This window comes from Agrococcus terreus, assembly GCF_014645235.1.
Classification (GTDB): domain Bacteria; phylum Actinomycetota; class Actinomycetes; order Actinomycetales; family Microbacteriaceae; genus Agrococcus; species Agrococcus terreus.
The window spans coordinates 689,613-704,969 of record NZ_BMLM01000002.1 but is presented as its reverse complement, the minus strand read 5'-3'; the positions used below and the strand labels follow the sequence as shown (position 1 = coordinate 704,969).

The 15,357-nt window shown below is 74.3% G+C and carries 16 protein-coding genes; 3 read left to right on the top strand and 13 right to left on the bottom strand.

Features of this window, described 5'->3' with window-relative positions; genetic code table 11:
• Positions 1-35 precede the first annotated feature (35 nt).
• Positions 36-1,094, bottom strand: a complete 1,059-nt coding sequence (locus tag IEW90_RS13210) for a threonine aldolase family protein (RefSeq protein WP_229679675.1) — start codon at positions 1,092-1,094, stop codon at positions 36-38.
• A gap of 115 nt (positions 1,095-1,209) precedes the next feature.
• On the opposite strand from IEW90_RS13210, the gene IEW90_RS13205 reads away from it, so the two are divergent.
• Positions 1,210-2,562, top strand: coding sequence for a cryptochrome/photolyase family protein (locus IEW90_RS13205; RefSeq protein WP_188718732.1), 1,353 nt, complete (start codon positions 1,210-1,212; stop codon positions 2,560-2,562).
• A 94-nt stretch (positions 2,563-2,656) separates the two neighbouring features.
• Here the strand turns inward: IEW90_RS13205 and IEW90_RS13200 are convergent, their stop codons facing one another.
• From IEW90_RS13200 to IEW90_RS13175, 6 genes are all read right to left on the bottom strand, one after another.
• Positions 2,657-3,376 carry a hypothetical protein gene (locus IEW90_RS13200; protein WP_188718731.1) on the bottom strand — a complete coding sequence of 240 codons (720 nt, stop codon included), beginning with the start codon at positions 3,374-3,376 and terminating at the stop codon, positions 2,657-2,659.
• A gap of 11 nt (positions 3,377-3,387) precedes the next feature.
• Positions 3,388-4,281: an ABC transporter ATP-binding protein gene (locus tag IEW90_RS13195; protein ID WP_188718730.1), complete on the bottom strand. Its 894-nt coding sequence runs from the start codon at positions 4,279-4,281 to the stop codon at positions 3,388-3,390.
• Complete coding sequence (locus IEW90_RS13190; RefSeq protein WP_188718729.1) at positions 4,278-4,637, bottom strand: GntR family transcriptional regulator; 360 nt, start codon at positions 4,635-4,637, stop codon at positions 4,278-4,280. Before IEW90_RS13190 ends, IEW90_RS13195 begins: the two co-directional genes overlap by 4 nt.
• A 339-nt stretch (positions 4,638-4,976) precedes the next feature.
• A complete protein-coding gene (erm, locus tag IEW90_RS13185) occupies positions 4,977-5,810 on the bottom strand; it encodes a 23S ribosomal RNA methyltransferase Erm (RefSeq protein ID WP_229679674.1) in 834 nt (277 codons plus the stop codon).
• 505 nt (positions 5,811-6,315) lie between these two features.
• Entirely contained in the window at positions 6,316-7,440 is a 1,125-nt protein-coding gene (locus IEW90_RS13180) for an ABC transporter permease (RefSeq protein ID WP_188718728.1), read from the bottom strand.
• Positions 7,437-8,318, bottom strand: coding sequence for an ABC transporter ATP-binding protein (locus IEW90_RS13175; protein ID WP_188718727.1), 882 nt, complete (start codon positions 8,316-8,318; stop codon positions 7,437-7,439). Before IEW90_RS13175 ends, IEW90_RS13180 begins: the two co-directional genes overlap by 4 nt.
• A gap of 144 nt (positions 8,319-8,462) precedes the next feature.
• Here IEW90_RS13175 and IEW90_RS13170 point away from each other — a divergent pair, with 144 nt between their 5' ends.
• Complete coding sequence (locus IEW90_RS13170; protein WP_188718726.1) at positions 8,463-8,849, top strand: ester cyclase; 387 nt, start codon at positions 8,463-8,465, stop codon at positions 8,847-8,849.
• 95 nt (positions 8,850-8,944) lie between these two features.
• On the opposite strand, the gene IEW90_RS13165 is transcribed toward IEW90_RS13170, so the two are convergent.
• The 6 genes from IEW90_RS13165 to IEW90_RS13140 all read right to left on the bottom strand — a co-directional run bounded on the left by IEW90_RS13165 (position 8,945) and on the right by IEW90_RS13140 (position 14,270).
• On the bottom strand, positions 8,945-9,520 hold the full coding sequence (locus IEW90_RS13165) for a dihydrofolate reductase family protein (RefSeq protein ID WP_188718725.1): 576 nt from the start codon (positions 9,518-9,520) through the stop codon (positions 8,945-8,947).
• Positions 9,517-9,969 (bottom strand): SRPBCC family protein, encoded by a 453-nt coding sequence (locus tag IEW90_RS13160; protein WP_188718724.1) that lies wholly within the window; start codon positions 9,967-9,969, stop codon positions 9,517-9,519. The genes IEW90_RS13165 and IEW90_RS13160 overlap by 4 nt, the downstream gene beginning before the upstream one ends.
• A complete protein-coding gene (locus tag IEW90_RS13155) occupies positions 9,966-10,382 on the bottom strand; it encodes an ArsR/SmtB family transcription factor (protein WP_188718723.1) in 417 nt (138 codons plus the stop codon). The genes IEW90_RS13160 and IEW90_RS13155 overlap by 4 nt, the downstream gene beginning before the upstream one ends.
• Positions 10,383-10,537: 155 nt before the next feature.
• Positions 10,538-11,197, bottom strand: coding sequence for a response regulator (locus IEW90_RS13150; protein ID WP_188718722.1), 660 nt, complete (start codon positions 11,195-11,197; stop codon positions 10,538-10,540).
• The gene (locus tag IEW90_RS13145; RefSeq protein WP_188718721.1) at positions 11,194-12,663 is read right to left on the bottom strand and encodes a sensor histidine kinase; all 1,470 of its coding nucleotides are present in this window, start codon (positions 12,661-12,663) and stop codon (positions 11,194-11,196) included. Before IEW90_RS13145 ends, IEW90_RS13150 begins: the two co-directional genes overlap by 4 nt.
• 389 nt (positions 12,664-13,052) lie before the next feature.
• A complete protein-coding gene (locus tag IEW90_RS13140) occupies positions 13,053-14,270 on the bottom strand; it encodes an MFS transporter (protein ID WP_188718720.1) in 1,218 nt (405 codons plus the stop codon).
• Between the two features lie 188 nt (positions 14,271-14,458).
• Here IEW90_RS13140 and IEW90_RS13135 point away from each other — a divergent pair, with 188 nt between their 5' ends.
• Positions 14,459-15,316, top strand: coding sequence for a hypothetical protein (locus IEW90_RS13135; protein ID WP_188718719.1), 858 nt, complete (start codon positions 14,459-14,461; stop codon positions 15,314-15,316).
• Positions 15,317-15,357 lie beyond the last annotated feature (41 nt).

Genomic DNA, 15,357 nt, shown 5'->3' with positions numbered 1-15,357 from the left:
GACCACCGGTCCGCCCCTCCTCGCATGTCGCCGTGTCAGGCGGTGGATGCCTCCACGGCCTCGCGCACCGCGGCGGCGAACGCGTCGACGTCGGCCTCGGCCGTGTCCCACGTGCACATCCAGCGCACCTCGCGGCCCGCCGCATCCCAGTCGTAGAAGAAGAAGCGCTCGCGCACGCGGTCGGCGACGCCGGTGGGCAGGCTCGCGAAGACGCCGTTCGCCTGCGTCGGGTAGGCGAACGAGACGCCGGGGAGGCCCTCGACCGCCGCGCGCAGGCGCGTCGCCATCGCGTTCGCGTGCGCCGCGTTCTCGCGCCACAGGTCGCCCTCGTAGAGCGCCACGAGCTGCGCCGAGATGAACCGCATCTTCGACGCGAGCTGCATGTTGAGCTTGCGGAGGTAGACGAGTCCCTCGCCGGCCCGCTCCGAGAGTGTCACCACGGCCTCCGCGCCCATGGCGCCGTTCTTCGTGCCGCCGAGCGAGACGATGTCGACGCCCGCATCCGTCGTGAAGTCGCGCAGCTCGGTGCCGAGGGCGACGGCCGCGTTCGAGATGCGCGCGCCGTCGAGGTGCACGAGCATGCCGAGGCCGTGCGCGTGGTCGGCGATCGCGCGGATCTCGTCGGCCGTGTAGAGCGTGCCGAGCTCGGTCGACTGCGTGATCGAGACGGCGAGCGGCTGGGCGCGGTGCTCGTCGCCGAAGCCGTGCGCCTGCAGGTCGATGAGCTCGGGGGTGAGCTTGCCGTCGGGCGTGGGCACCGTGAGCAGCTTCATGCCGCCGACGCGCTCGGGTGCGCCGCCCTCGTCGACGTTGATGTGCGCGGTGGCCGCGGCGACGACGCCGCCCCAGCGCGGCAGCAGCGACTGCAGCGAGAGCACGTTGGCGCCCGTGCCGTTGAAGACGGGGAACGCCTCGGCCTGGTCGCCGAAGTGCCGGCGCACGACCTCCTGGAGGCGCGCGGTGTAGTCGTCCGCCCCGTACGCGGTCTGGTGGCCGCCGTTCGCGGTCGTGAGCGCCTCGAGCACGGCGGGGTGGACCCCGGAGTAGTTGTCGGAGGCGAAGCCGCGGCGGTCGGAGTCGTGGAGCTGCTGCACGCCACCATCCTGGCACCCGAGCGGGAGCGACCGATCGGTGTCGAGCGCGAGGCGGGATGAGCGGGAGGGCGGACGCGCGGGTCGCGCGCCCAGCCGGCGCGCGTATCGTCGCGGCATGCCCGCGCAGCTCGTCTGGTTCCGCCGCGACCTGCGGGTGCGCGACCATCCCGCGCTCGTCGCCGCCGCAGAGGCGGGGGAGGTGCTGCCGGCCTTCGTGCTCGATCCGGCGCTCGAGCGCGCCGGCGACGCCCGCACCGCCGCGATGCTCACCGCCCTCGAGGCGCTCCATCGCGCGACCGACGGCGCGCTCGTCGTGCGCCGCGGGAAGCCGGAGGAGGTCATCCCCGCGCTCGTCGCCGAGGCGGGGGCGGAGGCCGTGCACGTCTCGGGCGAGACCACCCCGTTCGGTCGCGCCCGCGACCGCCGCGTCGAGCGCTCGCTCGACGTGCCGCTCGTCGCCACCGGCACCCCCTACGCCGTCTCGCCCGGTCGCGTGCGGAAGGGCGACGGCGGGCCGTTCCGCGTCTTCACGCCGTTCTCGCGCGCCTGGCTCGAGCACGGCTGGCGGGCGCCGGCCGAGCTGCCGTCGCAGCACCGCTGGGTGCGCCGCGTCGAGGGCGAGGCGATCCCGGATGCGCCGGAGGTCGAGGCGAACCTGGCGTGGTCGGCCGAGGAGCCGGCGCTCGAGCGCTGGCACGAGTTCCTCGACGGGCCGATCGACGACTACGACGCATCCCGCGACCGCCCCGACCTCGACGGCACCTCGCGCATGTCGATCGCGCTGAAGCTCGGCGCCGTGCACCCGCGCACGCTGCTCGCCGACCTCGACCGCGTCGCGCCGAAGCGCTCGAAGGCCGCCCAGCGGTCGCTGAAGCGCTACCAGACCGAGCTGGCGTGGAGGGAGTTCTACGCCGACGTCGTCTTCCACCACCCCCGCTCCGCGTGGCACGACTTCACCGACGCACTCGCGCGCATCCCCTACGACGAGCCGGGGGCGTCGTTCGTGGCCTGGCAGGAGGGCCGCACGGGGTTCCCGATGGTCGACGCGGGCATGCGGCAGCTGCGCGCCGAGGGCTGGATGCACAACCGGGTGCGGATGCTGGCGGCGAGCTTCCTCACGAAGGACCTGCACGTCTGGTGGGGGCACGGGGCGCAGCACTTCCTCGACCGGCTCGCGGACGGCGACATCGCCTCGAACAACCACGGCTGGCAGTGGACGGCCGGCACCGGCACGGATGCGTCGCCGTACTTCCGGGTCTTCAACCCCGTGCTGCAGGGGCAGAGGTTCGATCCGACGGGCGACTACGTGCGCCGCTGGGTGCCGGAGCTGCGCCACCTCGAGGGCAAGCGCGTGCACGAGCCGTGGAAGGCCGACGACGGCTACGCGCACGACTACCCGGAGCGCATCCTCGACCACGCGGCCGAGCGGCAGGAGGCCCTCGACCGCTACGAGGCCGCCAAGGGCTGAGCGGCGACGCCGCACGTGCACCGGACGGCCCCTCCAGCGGTGCCGGAGGGGCCGTTCGGTGCAGGTCGGGTCGCGAGAGTGGCCGCGCCGAGGGTCAGCGGGCCTGCGCCCGCCGGACGAGCGTGAGCCAGACCGCGGCGCCGATCGCGCCGAAGCCGGCGACGACGCCCATCCACGCGATCCACGGGAGCTGGCCGAGCTGGCCGACGAGCTCGCGGAACGGCTCCGACAGGATGAGGCCGCCGGCGATCGCGACGACGATCACCGCGAGCGTGAGCCAGAACGCCCAGAGGAAGCTCTGGCCCCAGCGGTGGAACGCTGTCGTGATGGCAGCACCCACGAGCATCACCGCGAGGATGACGAGGAAGCTCTGGATGGCGGTCTGCCACCACGCGCCGACGCCCGTGTAGTAGGTGTCGAAGAAGCGGATGCCGAGGCCGAAGCCGCCGGTGGCCGACTCGATCGCCTTGCCGATCGTGAAGACGGTCGCGAAGAACGCGGCGTAGCCGACGAACACGAGCGAGGTGCCGACGGCGAACTCCCGGCGGGTGAGCCCGAGCCCGAGCGCGAGCGGGAAGTACTGCCCCATCGCGGTGAAGCCGAAGCCGATGAGCGGGCCGAGCACGGCGAAGATGGCGCCGTTCCACTGCATGCCGTTGTGCATGCCCTCGCGGGCGTCGGGCCCGCCGACGCCGAGCACGAGCCCGCCGATCACGAGCACGAGCGCGAGCGAGAGGGTCATGAAGACGAGCGGCCAGCCGAAGAACTGCATGCGGTTGACGGTGTGGAGCTGGACGACGTTGCGGATGCGCATGACGGTCTCCTTCAGACGGTCGCGACGTCGGTCGCGCGGGACGAGGCGTTGGCGGTGGTGAGGTGCACGAAGAGCGCCTGCAGCGAGACGGGGCTCACGTCGAGGCCGGCGTCGAGCGCGGCGCGCTTCGCATCCGGACCTCCCGGGACCGTCGCGGTGGCGAGCGTGCCGAGAACGGTGCGCTCGAGCACCTCGCGGCCGGCGAGGAACGCGTCGACGTCGGTGGCGCGGCCCGACACGGTGAGGGCGGCGTCCTGCAGCTCGTCGGTGTCGGCGTCGAGCAGCACCTGCCCCTCGTCGAGGATGACGACGTGCTCGAGGAGGTTCGAGACCTCGTCGATGTGGTGCGTCGAGAGCACGACGGTGCGGGGGTGCTCGGCGAAGTCGGCGAGCAGGCGGTCGTAGAACATGCGACGGGCGACGGCGTCGAGGCCGAGGTAGGGCTCGTCGAAGAACGTCAGCGGCGCCCGCGAGGCGAGGCCGACGACGATGCCGATGGCCGAGAGCTGGCCGCGCGAGAGCTTCTTGATGGTGCGCTTCACGGGGAGCCGGAACTCCTCGACCAGCTGGTCGGCGTACTCCTGGTCCCAGTTCGGGTAGGCGCCGGCCGCGATCCGCAGCACGTCGATCGCGCGGAACGTGTCGGGGTACTTCTGGCTCTCCTGGATGAAGCACGTCTGCGAGAGCACGTCGGCGTTCTCGACCGGTTCGGCGCCGAGCACCCGCATGGTGCCGCGGGTGGCGAACACCTGCCCGGTGAGCAGCTGCATGAGCGTGGTCTTGCCGGCGCCGTTGCGGCCGAGGAGGCCGTGGATGCGGAGCTCCGCGAGCGCGATGTCGACGTCGTCGACGGCGCGCACGTCGCCGAAGTGCTTGCTGAGGCCGGTGGTGGCGATGGCGGTCATCGGTCCGCCTCCTTCCTGATCATGCCGGCGAGGTCGTCGGGGGTGATCCCGAGCTGGTCTGCCTCGCGGAGCAGTGGTGCGATGAACTGGGCTGCGAACGCGCTGCGGCGGCGCTCGCGGAGCGCCGCGGGGGCGCCGGGGGCGACGAACATGCCGATCCCTCTCCTCTTCACGAGCACCCCGGCGTCGACGAGCAGGCCGAGGCCCTTGCCCGCCGTCGCGGGGTTGATGCGGAGGAATGCGGCGAGCTCGTTCGTCGACGGGACCGGGGCGTCCTCGGCGTAGGTGCCGTCGAGGATGCCGTCCTCGATCTGCTCTGCGAGAGCGACGAAGAGCGGCTTGCTGTCGTCGAGCACGCTGCCTCCTAGGGGTGATGTGGGGTTCGGATGTGCGCACATCCGGGAGCAGGTGCGCACCCGCTCCGTGGGTTCATTACTCAAGTAATGAACCACACAACCGTGCGGTGCGCAAGTGCATCGCTCACGCGGGTCGAGAGGCCGCACCCTCCCGCTGATCGAGGAGGCCGCGCCGCTCTCCGCTGGTCGAGGAGGCCGCGCCCGCAGGACGCTGCCGTCTCGAGACCACCCGACGAGCCGCGGCGATGGTCTCGAGACGCGTGCCGCCTACGGCGTCGCGCTCCTCGCCCAGCGGGGGAGGCGGCGGCGCGCTCCTCGACCAGCGGAGGCCCGGAGCGCTCACCGCACCTCGCGGTGCCGGTGCCACAGCGCCGCCCAGTCGTCGGGGGAGAGGTCGCGCGGCAGCGCATGCGGCGGGTGCCCGCGCTCGCGCAGCCAGCGCTTCGCCGCCTGCGCGGGCAGTGCGCCGGCCGCGGGCAGGATGCGGGCGAGGCCCGCGCCGGGTGCCGAGAAGGAGCGCGCCACGAGCGTCTCGTAGGCCCGCCGATCCGCCGCCTCGACGAGTGGCCGCTCCCGGCGCCGCACGGCGAACAGCCCCGCGTCGACCTGCGGCATCGGCCGGAACGCCGAGCGCGGGATGCGCCTGCCGAGCTCGAACGCGAACCACGGCGCCGCCTGCGCCGTGAGCTGCGAGCCGCCGCCGACGCCCGCGCGGCGCCTGGCGACCTCCCACTGGGCGATGAGCACCGCATCCGTCCACCCGGGCGCGGCCAGCAGGCGCCGCAGCAGGGCGGTCGTGATGTGGAAGGGGAGGTTCGAGACGACGACGTGCGGGCGCGCGTCGAAGCGGTGCGCGAGCGCGTCGGCGTGCTCGATGCGCACCGCGGGCGGCGTGCGCGCGTCGAGGCGCGCCGCGCGGCGGGCGTCGGCCTCGAGCCCGCGCAGCGGCCGGCCGAGGCGGGCGATCGGCAGGGTCAGCGCGCCGTCGCCCGGGCCGATCTCGAGGATCGGGCCGCGGGTGGCGCCGACGAGCGCGACGACGTCGGCGATCGCGCGCCGGTCGACGAGGAAGCTCTGGCCGAGCTCGTGGCGCCCGGGCGCCCGCGCCGGGATGGCGTGGGCAGGGGTTCGGGATGCGCGCAGGTGCGCACGGGGTCGTGTCCGTCGGGACATGGGGTGGCTCCGGTCCGCAGAGCCGGGGCAGCCTGAACGAGCCGCACCGGCGATCGACGTGCGGCGAGCTGCGAAGCGTTCAGATGGTCCGGGAGCAGCGCGCCGTCAGCGGCGGCGCAGCCGGCGAGCCGGCATCCCGGTGCAGCCCGCGGTGATCGCGGCGCTGCTGCAGATGGTCCCCATGCGCTCCACGGTAGCGCGACCTGCGTGGGCGCGCCCGGAGCGCCGCTGGTCGAGGAGGCCGCGTCCGCAGGACGCAGCCGTCACGAGAACCGCATCGCGCGGGGGTCTCGTGAAGCGGGCGCCTGCGGCGCGCGCTCCTCGACCAGCGGTGGGTCCGGAGGAATCGGCGCTGAGCGACCGCATGGTCGCACTATGCGTCCATGTGGCCGCAGGGAGCCGATTCCTCCGGTCGCCCGGCCGCAAGCCCGGAGGAATCAGCGCTGAGCGGGGCGCCGAGTGGATAGTCCACCCGGCGCCCCGCTCACGGCCGAATCCTCCGGCGCTACCGCTTCAGCGCATCCCGCCACTTCACCATCGCGCCGGTCTTCAGCAGCGAGCGCTCGTAGACGAGGGCGGCGAAGAGGATGACCGCGACGGTCGAGGCCACGAGGATCGCGAGCGAGAGCAGCGGCTCCCACCACTCCATCGTGCCGAGGTACACCCGCATCGGCACGGCCACCGGCGCCGAGAACGGCACGTACGACATGATCTGCAGGGCCAGCGGGTTGTTGTTGAAGACGATCACGAGGATGTACGGGATCATGATCAGCATCATGATCGGGCTCGACGCGGAGCCGAGGTCCTCGGCCCGCGAGACGAGCGCGGCCGCCGCCGAGTAGAGGGCCGCGAGCATCACGAAGCCCACCGTGAACAGCGCCACGAACCACACGATCGGCATGCCGAGCCCGTCGAGCAGCAGCTGCGAGCCGGTCACCGCCCCGCCCAGCAGCACCACGCCCGCGATGAGCGCGATCTGCCCGAACGCGAGCAGCGAGTTGCCGAGCACCTTGCCCGCGAGGATCGCCCGCGCCGGCACGGTCGCGAGCATGATCTCGACGATGCGCGACTGCTTCTCCTCGACCACCGACTGCGCGATCGTCTGGCCGAACGTGATCGCCGACGAGAAGAACACGATGCCGAACGCGATGCCGATGAAGTAGGTCAGCAACGGGTCGGGCGCGTTCGGGTCGAGCAGCTGCAGCTCGGGCTGCACGCTCAGCGCCTGCAGCACGTCGGTGGGCGCCTCGCGGTCGCCGAGCACGACGAGGCCCGAGGGGCCGTCGCCCTGGACGACGCCCGCATCCGCGTCGCCCGCCTCGACGGCGTCGCGCACCGCATCCTCGCTGCCGAGCACCTCCACCTCGTAGCCCTCGACGCCCTCGAGCGCGGAGGCGGTCTGCGCGGTCGCGGCGACGCGCGTGTCGGAGTCGCCGAACAGCTGCGGCCCGTACGACGAGAGCAGCACGCCCGCGAAGACGGCGGCGAGCAGCAGCAGGGTCGAGATGAGGAAGGCCTTCGAGCGGAGCTTCGTCATCACCTCGCGCTGGGCGACGATGCCGACGGCCTGCGCGAACGGGGTGCGCCCGCGGGGCGCGGATGCGGGACGGGCGGGGGCGGCGGTGCTCATCGGACGACCTCCTGGAAGATCTCGGTCAGCGGACGGACGGAGGGGGCGAAGCTGCGCACCGAGCCGCGCTCGATGGCCTCGCGGAGGACGCGGTCGGCGTGCGCCGCGTCGTCGGCGGCGAAGCGCACGTGGCCGCCGTCGAACTCGAGCACCTCGATCCCGGGGATGCCGCGGACGAAGCCGGCGTCGTCGGTCTCGAGCACCCACTCGGGGCTCGAGTGGCGCTCGCGGAGCTCCTGGCGCGTGCCCGCGGCCCGCACCTGGCCGTGCGCGAGGATGACGAGCTCGTCGCAGAGCCGCTCGACCACGTCGAGCTGGTGGCTCGAGAACAGCACGGGCGCGCCCGAGCGGGCGACGTCGCGCAGCACCTCGAGGGTGACCTCGACAGCCATCGGGTCGAGGCCCGAGAAGGGCTCGTCGAGCACGAGCGCCGTCGGGTCGTGCACCAGGGCCGCCGCGATCTGGGCGCGCTGCTGGTTGCCGAGGCTCAGCGACTCGAGGGTGTCGCCGCCGCGCTCGCCGAGGCCGAGGCGCTCGAGCAGGTCGTCGGCGCGGGCGGCGGCCGTGCGCGCATCCATGCCGTGGAGGCGAGCGAGGTAGACGAGCTGCTCCTTGACCTGCATCTTCGGGTAGAGGCCGCGCTCCTCGGGCATGTAGCCGAACTGGGCGCGGTCGTCGGCGGTGATGGGGCGGCCGTCCCAGCGCACCTCGCCGCCGTCGGGCGCGAGCACGCCGAGGATGATGCGCATGGCGGTGGTCTTGCCGGCGCCGTTGGCGCCCACGAAGCCGGTCATGCGGCCGGCGGTGACGTCGAAGGTGACGTCCGAGAGGGCGCGGTGGCCGCCGAAGGAGCGGGAGATCGCGTGGAGGGAGAGCATGCTCCGACGCTACGGCGGAGGGTGCCGGCCCGGCCTCCCCCTGGCGGCTCGACTTCGCCTCCCCCTCGCGGCGGAGCCTCGCCCTCCTGGTCGAGATCTGTGGACGGCGGCGTCCGCACCGGCGCCAGCGGGGAGGATGGAGGGATGGAGCCGTGGGAGATGCATGCATGGCACGCCGACTACCTCGAGGCGTGCAACAGCCACGACCTCGAGCGCATCCGCGGCTTCCTGGATCCGGGGGTGCGGCGGGCGCACCTGCCGGGCGGTGCGGCGGCGTGGGTCGGCGACCTCGCCGAGCTCTTCCACGGGTTCCCCGACTGGCAGTGGAAGCGCATCCAGCTCGTCGCCGAGGACGACCGGATCGCGGCGCACCTGCGCGGCGGCGGCACGCACGTGGGGGAGTTCCGCGGCATCGCGGCCACGCGGCGGCGCGTGAACGTCGCCGAGTTCTCGATGCTGCGCATCCGGAGCGGCCGCATCGTCGAGGCCACCGGCACCGAGCCCCTCGAGCTGCTCTCGCTGCTCCGCTGACGCGCGCTCGCTTCGATCTCAACCGGCTCTGTGGTCGACCGAGGGCACTATCCCCTCGGCGGACCACTGAGCCGGTTGAAACCAGGAGGCGGAGGTCAGGTGAGGGCGTATTCGGTGACGACGTGGCCGGAGGCGAGGGCCTCGGTGCTCGTGTGCCGCAGCTCGCGATAGCCGGGCTCGCCGCTGCCGAGTGCCTCGGGCGCGATGCGGCGGCCCTCGCCGAGCAGCGCCGGCACGGCGCGCAGCCGCAGCCGGTCGACGGCGCCGGCCGCGAACAGCGCGTCGGTGAGCGTGAGGCTGCCCCACACGATGACGGTGGGGAAGCGCGCCTCGAGCGCGCGCACGGCGGCGACCGCATCCGGATCCGGGCGCAGCACCTCGATCTCGCCGTCGCCCCACGGGGCGCGCTCCAGCGTCGCGGAGACGACGAGCTTCGGCAGCCGCGCGATCGGCTGCGCCACCGGCTCGTCGGCCGGGTCGGCGTGCGGCCAGTAGTCGGCGAACATCCCGTAGGTGGTGCGGCCGAGCACGATCGCGTCCACGTCCTCGAGCATCCGCAGCTGCGCCTCGTCGTTGGCGTTCGCGTTCGCGACGCCCATGAAGCCGATGCCGCCGTCGGGCGCGGCGGCGAAGCCGTCGGCCGAGACGATCTGCTCGACGATGACGGTCATCGCGCCGCGACCAGCGCGTCGTCGAGCTCCTCGAAGGCCTCGGTCCAGCCCTGGAAGACGCTCTGCTCGCTCGCGCGGTCCTCGTCGATGCCGAGGACGTGGAAGATCATCTCGGTGCGGCCGCCCTCGAGCTCGCGCAGTTCGACGGTGAGCACGGGCGCCTCGCCCTCCGCGTCGCCCGGGTTCCCCCACGTGAAGCGGAGGCGCTCCGGCTCGCGCACCTCGAGGTAGGTGCCGCCGGTCGGCCACGAGTCGCCGGTGGCCTCCTCGACCATCGTGTACGCGTACGAGCCGCCCTCGCGGAGGTCGACGTGCACGGAGTCGCGGGGCGTGACGAGCCCGTGCGGGTGCCACCACTGCGCGGCGATCGCGGGGTCGGTCCAGGCGCGCCACACGGTCTCGCGGGGCGCGTCGAGCTCGCGGACGATGGTGAACTGCTTCTCGGTCATCGGTCCTCCTCGGTCTGGCCGGCGCCGGATGCGTCGGCGGATGCGGGCGGGGCGCCCGCGGGGTCGGTGGGGGTGGGCGCAGCACCGTCGCCTAGGGTGCGCAGCACGTCGTCGAGCCGGTCGAACCGCGACTGCCAGAGGGCGCGGTGCTCGGCGACCCACGCCTCCGCATCCGTCATGCCCTCCGGTCGCAGCGCGCAGGTGCGCCACTGGCCGGTGCGGGTGCGCTCGATGAGGCCGGCGTCCTCGAGCACGCCGAGGTGCTGCGAGATGGCGGGGCGGCTGACGGCGAACGGCTCGGCGAGGTGCCCGACGGTCGCGGATCCGGCGGCGAGCCGGTCGAGGATCGCGCGCCGCGTCGGGTCGGCGAGGGCGAAGAAGATCCGGCTGAGCGGATCGGTCGCGATCGGCATCTCCGCCTCCTCCCGCATCGCGTAAGCAACTGCTTACACACTCCTCCTGGTGGCGTCTCACGTCAACCCCTTGGTCTCAACCGGTTCAGTGGTCGACCGAACGGGTCATCCGTTCGGCGAACCACTGAGCCGGTTGAGATCCGGCGCGGGCGGGGTCAGACGCGCGGCGCGACGACCCCGTGCTCGTACGCCCAGATGACGGCGTGGATGCGGTCGCGGATGCCGAGCTTCATGAGCACGTTCGAGACGTGCGTCTTCACGGTCGCCTCGCCGACGAACAGCTCGGCGGCGATCTCGGCGTTGGAGCGGCCGCGCGCGAGCCGCAGCAACGTCTCGTGCTCGCGCTCCGTGAGCAGCTCGAGCTGCGGCGCGGCGGGGGAGGGCGCCGGCGTCGAGGGCGCGGCGAAGCGCTCGATGACGCGGCGCGTCACCTCGGGCGAGAGCAGCGCATCCCCGCGCGCGAGCGCGTGCACGGCGTCGATGAGCTGCTCCGGCTCGGCGGTCTTCAGCAGGAAGCCGGAGGCGCCGGCCGAGAGCGCCTCGAAGAGGAAGTCGTCGCGGTCGAAGGTCGTCAGCATGAGCACCGAGGCGTGCGACGAGCCGGCGCAGATGGCGCGCGTCGCTTCGAGCCCGTCCATCACGGGCATCTGCACGTCCATGCAGATCACGTCGGGCTGCAGCTCGGCCGCCATCCGCACGCCCGCGGCGCCGTCGGGCGCCTGGCCCACCACCTCGAAGCCGGGCTCGGAGGTGAGGATCGTCTGGAAGCCGGCGCGCACGAGCGCCTGGTCGTCGACGAGCAGGATGCGCGTCATGCGCGGGCCTCGGAGGGGTCGGTGGGGCTGGCTGGGTCGGGCGCCGTCGCAGCGTCGGCGTCGGGCGTCTGCCTCAACGGCTCTGCGCGCACCACACCCCCGGATCCGGGCACGTGCTGCACGTGGAGCCGTTGAGATCCGTCGGACGCGGAGGCAGCGGACGCGGCGGGTGCGGATGCGGGTGCCGCCGCGCCGGCCTCGCCCGCCGGAGGCGACGGCGCCGACGGCACCGACCGCACCGTCGGGACGACGGGCAGCGACGCGCGCACGAGGAATCCGCCGCGCGACTTCGGGCCCGCCTCCAGCTCGCCACCGATCGCCGTGACGCGCTCGCGCATCCCGATCAGGCCCATGCCGCTGCCGAGCCCGACGCGCGACGCGTGCGGGCTGCCGTGCCCGTCGTCGGCGACCTCGACCTCGAGCGAGTCGGGCGCGAACCGCAGCCGCACGTCGATGGTGGCGGCGGCGCCCGCGTGCTTGCGCGCGTTCGTGAGGGCCTCCTGCACGACGCGGTAGGCGGTCAGCTCGACCGCGGGCGAGAGCGGCGGGCGCTCGCCGAGCGTCGCGAGCCGCGCCTCCTGCCCCGCCTCGCGGGCGGCGACGACGAGCCCTTCGATCGCGTCGAGGTCGGGCGCGGCGCCGGTGCCGTCGTCCTCGGAGCGCAGCGTCAGCACGAGCGAGCGCAGCTCGCCGATGGCCTCGCGGGCCGAGCGCTCGACGTGCTGCAGCGCATCCCTCGCCGCGTCGCGGTCGCGGTCGAGCACGCGCCGCGCCGCACCCGCCTGTACGCCCATCGCCGAGACGTGGTGCGCGACGACGTCGTGCAGCTCGCGCGCGATGCGCATCCGCTCGAGTGCCACGGCCTGCTCGGCGAGCTGCGCCTGCTGGGCGCGGATCTCGGCGTTCGCGCGGTCGAGGTCCTCGCGCTCGATGGCGCTCGCCCACGCGCGGTCGCCGAAAATCCACGCGCCGCCGAAGAACATCGCGTTGATCGCCACCTGGATGCCGAGCATCCCGAAGAACGCCGCGACGCCCCGCTCGCCCGTCTCGGGGTCGAGGAAGCCGCGCACGGCGCTGCTCGCGAGCCACGCGGCCATGATGACGACGAGCACGAGCCGCACCCATCGCGCCCGAGGGCGGTTCGCCTCCCAGGCGCCGATCGAGTAGAAGCCGAGGAACAGCGCGATCTGCGAGGCGTAGAACTCGATCGCGCCGAGCTCGCCGAAGGTGATGTACACCGCCGACTGCACGATCGCGACGAGCACGGGGTGCAGGCGCCGCAGCACGAGGGGCGCGGCGAGCAGCACCGAGCCGAGCAGCGCGACCCAGATGGAGGCGTCGGGGTTCACGACGATGCCGGCGGTGTGCGAGAGCGCCACCATGACGCAGCCGCTGAACGCGAGGGCCGCGGCGACGATCGCGTCGACGCGCAGCGAGCGCGCGTCGGGGCGGGAGCGGACGGCCATGCTCCCAGGCTAGGCGGGCGGATGCGGCGGTCGCCTCCGCCGTGCGGCGGATCGGGTGGGCGGGCGCCCGCGCGGATCGATCCTCCGGTTCGGAGGGTCGGGGCCGTTGGGTGCACCTGCTCGGGAGCACGTGCACGGATCGGCCCTGAGGGCGGCGTCGAGTGGGCCGATCGGTGCACGTGCTCCGGATGTGGTGCACGGTTCGGCCCCGAAGGGGTCGGCGGCAGGACGGTTCGGTGCACCTCGCCGCGGCGGGCGGCGACCCGGACCGCCTGCGGAGGATCGGGCGGGCGGATGCGGCGGTGGCCTCCGCCGTGCGGCGGATCGGCTGGCGCGTGCGCGCGCGGACCGGGCGTGCTGCTCGGAGGGTCGGGGCGGGCGGCGCGTGCCTACGCCGCCGCGGGCGCCCGCCGCGGGAACGCGAGCATCGTCGCTCCGCTCACCACCCAGATCGCGCCCGAGATCGACAGCAGCACGAGCGGGTCGACGCCCGCCATCGCGCCGGCGATCGCGGTGCCCGCGGCGCTCGCGGCCGTCCGCAGCGCGGAGCCGACCGTGAAGACCTGCGCGACCACGTCATCCGGGCTCTCGAGCCGCCGCAGCAGCAGCATCGCGGCCGTCGGCGCGGCGGTGCACAGCCCCGAGAGCGCCACGAGCGCGATCGTCCACCACAGCCCGACGCCGAGCGATGCGGCGAGCGTCGCGAGGCCCGTGAGCGCGAAGCCGACGAGCATCGTCACGTGCGGGCGCATCGCGCGCCGCCGCAGCGGCTCGAGCACGGCGCCGACGAGCGCGCCCACGGCGAAGGCGGTGACGATCGTCGCGCCGGCGGTCGCGTCGCCGACGGCGCCGATCGCGATGCCGAGCGCCGCGATCGGCAGGAAGCCGCGGCCGAGCTCGGCGAGGGTGCCGGATGCGGTGACGACGGCGAGCGGACGGTGCGTCGCGAGCGCGACGAAGCCCGACGCCATCGAGCGCAGCAGCGGCTTCGGCTCCGTCTCGCGCGCCCGCATCGGCAGCAGCGGGTAGGCCACGAGCGAGGCGAGCGCCATCGCCGCCATCGCGACGAGCGCCCAGCGCGGGCCGACGAGCGGTGCGAGCACCGCGACGACGGCCGGGCCCGCGACGCCCGAGACGTTGTAGCTCAGCGCGTCGAGCGCGTAGGCCCGGCGCGCGGCCTCGCCGGAGCCGGCGTCGGCGGCGAGGAAGCTCGAGAGCCCGCCGAAGCCGAACGGCGTCAGCAGCCCGCTCGCCGCGAGCGCGACGGCCACGAGCGGCACGGGCACCGGATCCAGCGCCGCGGCGACGAGGTAGGCGGCGGCGGTGCCGGCGGCCGCGGCGAGCATCCACGCGCGCGGCCGGTGCGAGCGGTCGAGCACGGCGCCCACGAGCGGCGCGGCCACGATGCCCGGCACGAGCGCGAGCGCGACGAGCAGGGCGCCGAGCGCGATGTCGCCCGTGACCGCGACGGCGAGGATGGGGATGGCGATCTGCGCGCCGCTCGCGGCCGTGCGGATGGGCACCGACGCGGCCAGCTGACGGACGGCGCCCACCGGGGCGGTCGTCGCGGTCGACGCTGCGTCCGATCCGCGATCCCCCGATGCCACGCGTCCATCATGTACCCCGGTGCGTGCGTGTCCCGACCGTCGGGCGTCGACCGCTCGGGCGCGCCGCACCCGACCCTCGCGCCGTGATCGGATCGTGACCCGCGGCACCGAGCGCGCCTCTGGTGCGGAACCGGGATCCGGTGGGATCCTCGGCTCACCGACGCGCCGCGCGCAGAGGGGAGCATCCGATGCACGCCCCCGACAGACCCGCAGCGATCGGCCGCGCCCGCACTCGCGCGCAGCGCATCCGTCGGCTTGTGCTCGTCGCCGCCGTGTCGGTCGCGCTCTCGTCGTGCGCCATCCCCGCCACCGACCCCGGGCCCGTCCCCGGCCCGAGCTCGGGCGCGACGGCGCCGCCGCCCGCGGTGGTGCCGACGGTGCGCGCGCCGCAGCCGGAGACCGCCGCGCTGCCCGAGGCGCCCCGACCCGCGGCCACGGCCGACGGCGGCTGGGAGCCGCCGCCCGCCCGGCCCGCGGCCTCCCCGCCCCAGCCGCCGTACACACCCATCCCGAGCCCACCGCCCCCGACGCCGACACCCACTCCGACGGTGCCGTCGGGCCCGTCCGAGGTCGCGACCGGCGGCCCAGAGCCCGCCGAAGGCGCGCTCTACGACCTCGCGGTCGTGTGCGCGCCCGGTGCGCGCTTCTGGATCGACCCGGCCGCACCCGACGGCGACTTCACGAGCTTCGCGCCGACCACGTGCGACGCGACGATCGGCCACCTCGAGCTCGGCGTGCCCGCCGCCTGGGCGCGCGCCTACGCGGAGCCGGCCGTGCACGCATCCCTCGTCGTGCAGCGCACACCGTCCGGCACGCCGCTCGCCGCGGAGCAGGTGGATGCGCTCGTCGGCGGTGCGCCCGCCGATCAGCTCGTCGACGTCGTCGTCTGGTGCATCACGCCCGGCGAGGTCTCGCTCGGCGGCACCGCGATCGGATGCGTCGAGGACGAGCCGGTCTGGTTCGACGGCGTCCCGCTGCGGTCGGCGCTCGCCGACCTGCGGGTGCCCGCCGGCTTCGAGGGGCGCGGGCTGCTGCAGGTGCCGTGACGGGCGATCCGGAGCGGCCCGAGCGCACCTGAGCGATCCTC

Coding starts and splice junctions, on each gene's coding strand:
- IEW90_RS13205 (WP_188718732.1), top strand. CDS start 1,210: ATGCCCGCGCAGCTCGTCTGGTTCCGCCGCGACCTGCGGGTGCGCGAC.
- IEW90_RS13200 (WP_188718731.1), bottom strand. CDS start 3,376: ATGCGCATCCGCAACGTCGTCCAGCTCCACACCGTCAACCGCATGCAG.
- IEW90_RS13195 (WP_188718730.1), bottom strand. CDS start 4,281: ATGACCGCCATCGCCACCACCGGCCTCAGCAAGCACTTCGGCGACGTG.
- erm (WP_229679674.1), bottom strand. CDS start 5,810: ATGTCCCGACGGACACGACCCCGTGCGCACCTGCGCGCATCCCGAACC.
- IEW90_RS13180 (WP_188718728.1), bottom strand. CDS start 7,440: ATGAGCACCGCCGCCCCCGCCCGTCCCGCATCCGCGCCCCGCGGGCGC.
- IEW90_RS13175 (WP_188718727.1), bottom strand. CDS start 8,318: ATGCTCTCCCTCCACGCGATCTCCCGCTCCTTCGGCGGCCACCGCGCC.
- IEW90_RS13170 (WP_188718726.1), top strand. CDS start 8,463: ATGGAGCCGTGGGAGATGCATGCATGGCACGCCGACTACCTCGAGGCG.
- IEW90_RS13165 (WP_188718725.1), bottom strand. CDS start 9,520: ATGACCGTCATCGTCGAGCAGATCGTCTCGGCCGACGGCTTCGCCGCC.
- IEW90_RS13160 (WP_188718724.1), bottom strand. CDS start 9,969: ATGACCGAGAAGCAGTTCACCATCGTCCGCGAGCTCGACGCGCCCCGC.
- IEW90_RS13155 (WP_188718723.1), bottom strand. CDS start 10,382: ATGCCGATCGCGACCGATCCGCTCAGCCGGATCTTCTTCGCCCTCGCC.
- IEW90_RS13150 (WP_188718722.1), bottom strand. CDS start 11,197: ATGACGCGCATCCTGCTCGTCGACGACCAGGCGCTCGTGCGCGCCGGC.
- IEW90_RS13145 (WP_188718721.1), bottom strand. CDS start 12,663: ATGGCCGTCCGCTCCCGCCCCGACGCGCGCTCGCTGCGCGTCGACGCG.
- IEW90_RS13135 (WP_188718719.1), top strand. CDS start 14,459: ATGCACGCCCCCGACAGACCCGCAGCGATCGGCCGCGCCCGCACTCGC.